Genomic DNA, 6,391 nt, shown 5'->3' on the forward strand with positions numbered 1-6,391 from the left:
TCGTCATGTACTCCACCACGCTCTGCCGGTCGAAGTCCGCAGCCGGCCCCTGGACCACCATCCGCCCCAGGTACAGCACCGCGATCCGGTCCGCGACCTCGAAGACGTCGTTCAGGTTGTGGCTGACCACCATCACCGCCAGCCCGCGGTCGCGGAGTCGTTTGATCAGGTCCAGCACCGACCGGGTCTGCACCACCCCGAGGGCAGCGGTGGGCTCGTCAAGCAGCACCAGCTTGGAGTTCCACATCACCGCCTTGGCGACCGCCACCGACTGCCGCTGACCTCCCGACAGCGAGGCGACCGGCTGCCGGATCGAGCGCACTGTGGTCACCCGCAAGGTGCTCAGGGTCTCGGCCGCCGTCTTCTCCATCGAGTCCTCATCCAGCAGGCCGTGGCTCAGCCGCTCGCGGCCGAGGAACATGTTCTGGACGATGTCCAGATTGTCGGCCAGCGCCAGGTCCTGGTAGACGGTCTCGATCCCCAGCGTGGAGGCGTCCCTGGCGCTGCGAATGTGTACCGGCCGGCCCTCGAAATAGATCTGGCCATGGTCCGGCTGGTGCACGCCGGCGATCGTGCGGGTGAGCACCGACTTCCCGGCGCCGTTGTCCCCGCACAGGCCGGTCACCTGCCCCGCGGGCAGGTCCAGGTCCACCCCGTAGAGCGCCTGCACCGGCCCGAAGTGCTTATCGATGCCCCGCAGCTTCAGCAGGGGCTCCGCCCCGTCCCCGTTAGGGATCGCGCCCCGCGGGGGCTCGTTCACCTCAGTCATCTTGAATACCCGTCCGTAGCCGTGCCCAAGGTCAGCAACCATCACATTATGCCGGGGCTGGCGCACCCTGCTAGAGGGTCCACCAGCCCCGGCTCCGGGGAACCCCGGCGAGAACCGCCGGGGTTCCCCGGGTTAGGCGATTACGAGATCCCGGCCTTCGAGCAGGCGCTCGCACCCGCGATCGAGCAGATGGACGAGGCCGAGTCGAAGCCGTCCTTGACGACAGTCGACTCCATGTTGGCCGCGGTCACCCACACCGGGGTCAGCAGGGACGCCGGCTCGACGATGCTCGGGTCGGCCGAGTCCACAGCCTTGCCGTTCAGCAGGGCCGCGGGCGGCGTCTTGCCGGCCAGCAGGATCGTGGCCATGGTCACGGCGTCCTGGGCCTCCTTGTAAACGGCCTTGTACACCGAACCGCACTGGTAGCCCTCGAGGATCCAGGCCATGCCCTGGGAGGTGGCGTCCTGACCGGTGGTCGGGATCGTCTTGGGCTTGACACCGTCCGTCTTCAGGTCGGTGATCACCGCGTTGGCGAGACCGTCGTTGGCCTCGATCGTGGCGTTGATCGTCGGGTGAGCGGTGAACTCCTGCTGGAAGATCGTGCCGCCCTTGGTGTTGTCCCACCCAGGCGCGAAGTTCTCGCCGACCAGCGAGTAGCCCGCGCTGTTGGTCGCGCCCGCGTTGACGGACTTGGCCGCCTGGCCCCAGACCACCTTGTTGTACCCGGTGGCGAAGGCGATCGCGTTGGGGTCGGTGTCCTCGCCGCCATTCAGCACGAAGACCTTGGGGCTCTTGATCCCCCAGGACTGGACGCACGTCTGGAAGCCCTGGCCGATCAGCGTACCCACCAGCACGCCGTCGAAGCTGACGTAGTAGGTGTTCGAGCCCTGGAAGATCGCACGGTCGTAGGCGATCAGGGTGACGCCCTTCTGCTCCGCGAGCTTCGCGATCGCGACGCCAGTCGGGCCATCGAGCGGACACACGATCAGGATCTTGGCACCCAGGTTGATGTCGGCGGTGGCGTCGCTCAGCTGGGTCGCGTCGCTGCCCTGCGCGTTTTGGATGCGGTACTCCCCGGGGGTGTACCCGGCGTCGGTGAAGGCTTCCTTCAGGTACGGCGCGTCGAAATCAACCCACCGGACCGACGACGTGGTGTCCGGCAGGACCACGCCCACCTGCAGGGTGCTAGAGCCCTTGGTCGCGGCCTGGCCCAGCGCCTTGAGCTGGTCCATCGTCGCCCCGATGTTAACGGTGAAGGAGCCGATGCTCAGCCCCGCCGGAACCGACGCCGAGCCGCTTGCTGACCCCGTTGCCGACGCGCTTGCCGAACTTGACGAGCTTGATGAGCTGGACGAGCTGCAGGCCGCAGCCGTCAGCGCAAGGGCCGCCGCGAGGCCCGCGACGCCCAGCACGCGGAAGCGTCGAAACGTGCTGGCGCCGTGCGAACGGGAGCCCCAGGCTCCCGTAGGTCTGTTACCCATTCTTAACCCCCATATCCTTTCGCTGAATGCATCGAATAAGACAAGGCGGGACACCATACATAATCGGGCCCCAGCACTGTTTTGCGGAATCGTAAGACGGGATGCCAGAAACGTTCCCGTTAACACGTGCGTAAAACCGTTAATAAAGAGTTAATACGCGGCAGGAGCTGGGCGGTTTGCCTAATGTGACCGGTCACTGACCGATCGATTGTTGCGGAATCGTGACAGCGGTTTTCCAAGTTGATAGCCAATCGTGATGTCGTTAGTCGCCGGCGATCCGGTAACCGGCCCGGGGCTGGGTGATGATCAGCGGTGCGGCCCCCGGCGGCTCCAGCTTGGCGCGCAGCCGCCGTATGTAGACGCGCACGTACTCGGTTTCCGTCTCGTAGCCGCGGCCCCAGACCCGGCGCAGCAGGTGCGCGCGGGACAGCAGCTTGCCCCTGTGCAGCGCCAGTTCGCGCAGCAGCGCGAACTCCGTGGGCGTGAGGTGCACGACGGTCCCGGCGCGGCGGACCTGCTGCCCGGTGAGGTCGATCTGTATGTCGCCGATCGTGATGACCGACGGGACGGTCTGCTCGCCCGCCTCGGCGGGCCGGGTCCGGCGGAGCGTGGCCAGGATCCTGGCGAGGAGCTCCTCGATGCCGAACGGCTTGGTCATGTAGTCGTCGGCGCCCATGTTGAGCGCGGTCACCTTGTCCCGCTCGCCGCCGCGCGCCGACACGACGATGATGGCGACCGCCGAGCGCTCGCGGATCAGCCGGCACAGCTCGAAACCGTCCACCTCGGGCAGCATGAGGTCGAGCAGCACTATGTCGGGCTGCTCGGTGTCCAGCAGCGCCAGCGCCTTGCTCCCGTCGCCGGACACGCACGTGTCGAAGCCGCGGACGGCCAGGTTGGACCTGATGAGGTCGACGATGTTGGGGTCGTCCTCGACGATGAGCACCCGGGTGGGGATGGTCAGCTCAGTCAATCGTGTCCGGTCCTTTCCCGCGCGATTGCTGGTCCTCTACCGGCAAGGTGATCACGAAGCAGGTGCCCCGCGGCGCCTGCTCCAGCTCCATCCGGCCGCCGTGCGCGGCCACGATGCCGGTGGCGATAGACAGGCCGAGCCCCACGCCGGACCCGCGTGAGCCGTGCCGCCGCGCGTCGGGCAGCCGGGCCTCGCCGGCGGGCGCGCCCACGAGTTCGGGCGGCATGCCCTCGCCGTCGTCGGCCACCTTGACCGTCACCGTGCCCGGCTCCGTCGCCTCGGCCACTACCAGCACCCTAGTCCCTGGCGGGTTGTGCCCGAACGCGTTGCTCAGCAGGTTGACGAACACCTGCTCGAGCCGGTCGTGGTCGGCCCAGATGGCCGGCAGGCCGGGCGCGCACTTCACCTCCACCTGCGGTCCGCTGGCCGGCGGCAGGCAGGCGACCGCGGCATCGAGCACCAGCGGGATGTCGCACCAGTCGGACTGCAGCCGGAAGATCCCGGACTCGATCGCGGAGAAGTCGAGCAGGTCGTTGACCAGCCGGCCGAGACGGGCCGACTCGGCGGAGATGCGGGACAAGAAGCGCTGCTGCGACTCGTCGTCCCAGGTCACGTCCTTCAACAGCAGGCTGGTCGCGTACCCGGTGATCGCGGTGAGCGGCGTGCGCAGCTCGTGGCTGAGCCTGCGCAGGAACGCGCGTTGCAGTTCCTGCGACTGGCGCAGCGCCATCGTCTCCTGGTGCGCGGCCAGGGCCTTCTCCCGTTCCAGCGCCATCCGCAAGCTGTGAGCCGCGTCCTCGATCAGGTTGGTCGCGTCGTCGGGGGACATGCCGTCCCGCCACGAAGCGAGCAGTATGGTCTGGCCGTCAGGGGCGGCGAACGTGACCGTCAGGCTCCGGTCCTCGCCGGCCATGGCGACGCCCTCCGGGGCGCCGCGCTCCAGGGCCGCCAGTGCCGCCCCGAGCGTCTCCGGGGGCATGGACGCGCCGCCGGAGTAGGCCCGAACGGCCGGGATGCCGTCGGGCGCCGCGGTGACCAGCGCCACCTCGTCGGCGTCCAGGCCACCCCGCAGCGCGTGCAGCACGATGTGCAGGGCCTCCGCCACCGGCACCGGGCCGGCCAGCGTCTGCAGCACCTCGCGGATGGTCTCGAGCAGCCGGTTGCGGGCCGTGAGCTGGTCCAGCAGCCGGTCCCGGTCGATCGCGCTCGCCGCGTAGCCGGCGTACAGGGCGGCGAGGTCGAGGTCGTCGCGCTGCGGCTTGCCCGACACCGCGCGGAACACTGTGATGACCCCGAGCAGGCCGCCAGGCCCGAGCACCGGCACCGACCAGGAACTGGCGACCTTCGCCGTCCTGGCGAGATCGCCGAAGATGGTCCACGAGCCCGTGCCGGCCCGGATGTTGTCCTCGATGACCGGCTCCTGCGTGGCGGCCGCGAGTCCCACCGGACCGCCGCCCGCGCCGTACGGCAGCCGCGACCAGGCGGCGAGCACCGGCGCCGGCACCCCGAACGAGGCCGAGCACACGAGCTCGGGCGACAGGTACCCCTCTGCGCCGGGCCAGGGGGTCGCGGGGGCCATGGGGGGCTGCGCAAGCCCCCCAATGCTTGAGGACTGTCCCCCGGGGGCAAGCAAATGGATGCACAAGCGCTCGGTGCCGAGCGCGGCGCCGAGCGCCGACAGGATCAGCGACAGGCTGGACGACGGCTCGGAGGAGACGAGCCGCCCGGTGAGCCTGTGCAGCCGGGTCAGCTGACGGCGGGCCGAGGAGTCCACGGCCTGCCCGGAGACCAGCGCCACGACGTCGTCCGGGTGCACCTCGCTCGGCGACACCTCGGCGACGACCCGTCCGTGCCGCAGGACGACGATCCGGTCCGCGAGCCGGAACATCTGCCCGGTGTCGTGGCAGGAGAGCAGGATCGTCGTGCCCTGTTCGCGCAGCCGGCTGATCAGGCGCTCGACCAGGGCCGATTCCTGCACGCCCAGGGAGGCGGTCGGCTCGTCGAGCAGCAGCACCCGCGGATCGTGCGCCATGGCCCTGGCGACCGCCACCATCTGCCGCTGCCCGCCGGACAGGGACTTGACCGACCGCGTAGTGTCCCGCAGCGGGATGCCGAGCCGGTTGAACAGCTTGGCCGCGTCGCCGTGAAGTGCCACGTCGGAGAACAGGTGCCTGAAACGCTCGTTGCCGAGCATGACGTTCGACGCGACGTCGAGGTTGTCGTTCAGCGGGACGTCCTGCCAGACGATGCGCACGCCCAGCCGCGCGGTCGCGGCCAGATTCGGCGTGACCGGCCGCCCGCCCAGCCTGATCGTTCCGGAGACGGGGGTGACGTCGCCCGCGATGGCGCGGATCAGCGTCGTCTTCCCGGCGCCGTTCTCCCCGGCGAGCGCCACGAGCTCCCCGGCCTGCACCGCCAGGTCGACCCCGTCCAGTGCTGTAAGCGCACCGAAACGCACAGTAAGCGAAGAGACCGTCAGTTCCGGCGCCGCGCCGATGGCGCCAGGCTGTACGCTGACTGTCACGGTGTCAATTCTTATCGGATACCCCCTGACAGGCACAATCGCCCGCGATTGGGTGGCTCCCCACCGGATACTAGAAGGGTGTCGGGATCTGCTGCGCGCCGGGTGAGGCAAGGTCCTGCCCGGCGCGCTGTGCACAAAGAGGTCCGGTTCGGGCGGGCTGAGCTTGTGCCAGATCTATCCAGAACGGGCTCGTGGCTCCTCTTCACCGACGGCATCCCGCAGAGCCAGGTGGACACCGAGGATCCCGGCTACCTGGAGTTCGAGTACGTCCGCCGCATCGGGCACATCGCCGACCTGGCATTCCCCGCGGGCGAGCCGCTGCGCGTGCTGCACCTGGGCGGCGGCGGCCTGACGCTGCCCCGTTACCTCGCGCACACCAGGCCCGGGTCTCGGCAGCTGGTCGCCGAACTGGACGTGCCGCTCACCGAGCTGGTCCGCAAGCACCTGCCGCTGCCGCCCGGGCACGGCATCCGGGTCCGGGCGGCCGACGCGAGAGAGGTGCTCGAGTCTGTCCGTGCCGCGAGCTACGACCTGGTGATCAGCGACGTGTATGCGGGCGCCAAGACCCCGTTCCACCTGACCACGGCCGAGGCCGCCCGCGCCGCAGGGCGCGCGCTGCGCAGCGGCGGCGTGTACACGGTGAACGT

General features: G+C 69.4%; 5 protein-coding genes. 1 reads left to right on the plus strand and 4 read right to left on the minus strand.

What is annotated here, in order from left to right; genetic code table 11:
• The 4 genes from WA805_RS31040 to WA805_RS31055 form a co-directional block, all read right to left on the minus strand.
• Window positions 1-760: ATP-binding cassette domain-containing protein (locus tag WA805_RS31040; protein ID WP_425244110.1), on the minus strand; the 760-nt coding region annotated here is incomplete at its 3' end.
• 149 nt (window positions 761-909) lie between these two features.
• Window positions 910-2,001 (minus strand): substrate-binding domain-containing protein, encoded by a 1,092-nt coding sequence (locus tag WA805_RS31045; RefSeq protein ID WP_425244111.1) that lies wholly within the window; start codon window positions 1,999-2,001, stop codon window positions 910-912.
• Between the two features lie 511 nt (window positions 2,002-2,512).
• Complete coding sequence (locus tag WA805_RS31050) at window positions 2,513-3,220, minus strand: response regulator transcription factor (RefSeq protein ID WP_422338318.1); 708 nt, start codon at window positions 3,218-3,220, stop codon at window positions 2,513-2,515.
• A complete protein-coding gene (locus WA805_RS31055) occupies window positions 3,213-5,744 on the minus strand; it encodes an ATP-binding cassette domain-containing protein (protein ID WP_425244112.1) in 2,532 nt (843 codons plus the stop codon). Before WA805_RS31055 ends, WA805_RS31050 begins: the two co-directional genes overlap by 8 nt.
• Window positions 5,745-5,909: 165 nt before the next feature.
• Between WA805_RS31055 and WA805_RS31060 the strand changes: the two genes are divergently transcribed.
• The coding region (locus WA805_RS31060; RefSeq protein WP_425244113.1) for a spermidine synthase at window positions 5,910-6,391 on the plus strand (482 nt) is incomplete at its 3' end.

Origin of the sequence: Trebonia sp., from assembly GCF_049794275.1 — a bacterium.
Taxonomy (GTDB): Bacteria; Actinomycetota; Actinomycetes; order Streptosporangiales; family Streptosporangiaceae; genus Trebonia.